Below are 2,206 nucleotides of genomic sequence, written 5' to 3'. Positions count from 1 at the left end.
CGTGCCGTTCGAGAACCTCTCGATCCATCTGGGCGAGGCGGGGACGAAGTTCTCACTCTCGCTGGCGAACCAGGCGCCGGTTCGTGCGATACCGGTCTGGACCTCGTCCGCGACGACGAGAATGCCGCGCTCACGGCAGAATTCGGCGACGCGCTTCAAGAATCCCGGAGCCGGAACGATGAAACCTCCCTCACCCTGAATCGGTTCCACGACCACAGCGGCTACCGATTCGGCGCCGATCTGAGTGTCGATCACAAGACGGAACTGGGCGAATGCTTCGTCGGCCGCGTTTTCGGGGCCGCTCGGCCAACGGTAGGGGTATGCCATCGGAACCCGGTAGACCTCTGGTGCGAACGGGCCGAATGTGGCCTTGTACGGCTGGTTCTTGGCGGTCATCGTCATGGTCATCAACGTGCGACCGTGAAATGCGTGGTCGAAGACGACAACTGCCGGGCGACCGGTGGCGGCACGTGCGTATTTCACGGCGTTCTCGAGCGCCTCGCTGCCGGTGTTGAACAGCGCTGTTCGCTTCTCGTGATCTCCCGGGGTCAGACGGTTGAGCGCTTCGCAGACCTCGACGTATCCCTCGTAGGGGTTTGCGAGGAAACACGTGTGGGTGAACTGACCGAGTTGACGGGTGGTCCGTTCGACCACGCGCGGCGCGCTGTTTCCGACGGTGGTCACGGCGATGCCGCTGCCGAAGTCGATGAACGAGTTGTCGTCGATGTCGACGACAACTCCTCCGCCCGCTGCGGCAACGTAAATGCTGGATCCGCTGGTCAGCCCGGCCGGCAGTGCGGCGCTCCGGCGCTTTGCCAAAGCGCGCGAGTTGGGGCCGGGCACTTCGGTGACGAGGCGTCGTATCTGGGGAAGGGTCGGTCCACCGATGCACGTTTCCGTGCCGTGCTCGAGAATGGTCATCGCAGTGCCTCCAGTCGTTTTCCGAACTGTAGGACGGCGACAAACAATCCGGACATGGCCGAACCGTCAATAGACTTCTACCTCATTGGACGTCGCGTCCAGCGGGTTACTTCGCGTAATTGCCGAGGAATCGTCGCAACAGCGGGTTGTACACCTCAGGGGCTTGCCAGAACGCTGCATGTCCGACTCCGGGGAGGAGGTGATACGTGCCCTCCCACAGGTTCGCGAAGGTCAACGACGCGACATACGACGTGTTCACGAACGGGTCCTCGGCGCCGTCGATCACCGCGAGCGGCACCGACGCCGTTGCAACCAAAGCCTTCTGATCGGATTCGCGGCCCGCGCCGAATGCGTCGAACATGATCTTGCGAGCGCGCCCGTCCGTGCGTATCGCGGCGTCGAGGGCAGACTGCTCGAAGGGAACGGCGGTCATCCGTGCGTAGAGTTCGGCTTCCTGCGCGGTGATGACCTCGGTACCGCCGATGGACAAACCGTCGCCGGCATTGAATGCGTCGCCGAGCGTCTCGGGATTTGCCGGCGGCGTACCGGTGATGACGATTCCGGTAAGCCCGGGGAATTTCGCGATCAACTCGAGAGCGATGTGTCCGCCGAGCGACCAGCCGACGACAACGGCTCTTTCGACGCCGAGTTCGGTCAGAACATCGACGATGGCGTCGGCGTAACCGTTCTGCGTGTACGCGGCTTCGGGATCTCTCGCGTCCTCGGAGTCGCCGTGACCGAGTAGGTCCAGAGTGATCATGCGGTAGTCGCCGGCCCAGTCGGCGTCGACCTGATGACGGAAGATGGAGCGGCTGGCCGAGTTTCCGTGGATGAAGACAACCGGGAAACCGTCGGTGGCACTGTCGTCGACTGCCATGACGCCATGCCGGGTTTCGATCTTGGTAGTTGTCATCGGAATCCTCATCGTTCGAAGTGCACGGTCAGCGGGTATCCACGCTACCGGGCATTTGCGGCATAGAGTTCACCCGTGGACTTCGCATTGCGCTCGTGCAGTTGGCATGGTCACGAGACCTACGCTCCGGACGAACCTGAGCTGCGGGATCGACTACAGGTGGACACTGCGGTGGGCCAGGCATGGCGGTGCCTACGTTGCGGCAACTTCGTCCCGGGAGCGCCCCGAGCATCGGGACCGGCGGACGCCGCCCCCGAGGTTCCGCGGGGGAGGCTGCTTCGCGACCGGTTGATCATGCGACTTCTTGCCACCGAGAGAATGTTCCGCGCTCTGGGCGTCAACCCGGCGGTCGAGGAATGGGCCGATTTCCGC

2 protein-coding genes are annotated in these 2,206 nt (G+C 63.3%); both read right to left on the bottom strand.

Features of this window, described 5'->3' with window-relative positions; all coding sequences use genetic code 11:
* Window positions 1-921: aminotransferase class III-fold pyridoxal phosphate-dependent enzyme (locus ABT116_RS43355; protein WP_351646271.1), on the bottom strand; the 921-nt coding region annotated here is incomplete at its 3' end.
* Between the two features lie 106 nt (window positions 922-1,027).
* Complete coding sequence (locus ABT116_RS43350) at window positions 1,028-1,834, bottom strand: alpha/beta fold hydrolase (protein ID WP_351646269.1); 807 nt, start codon at window positions 1,832-1,834, stop codon at window positions 1,028-1,030.
* Window positions 1,835-2,206: the final 372 nt, after the last annotated feature.

This window comes from Streptomyces sp. NPDC002130 (genome assembly GCF_040296465.1).
Lineage (GTDB): Bacteria > Actinomycetota > Actinomycetes > Streptomycetales > Streptomycetaceae > Streptomyces.
This window is presented reverse-complemented; position numbering and strand designations above follow the sequence as displayed.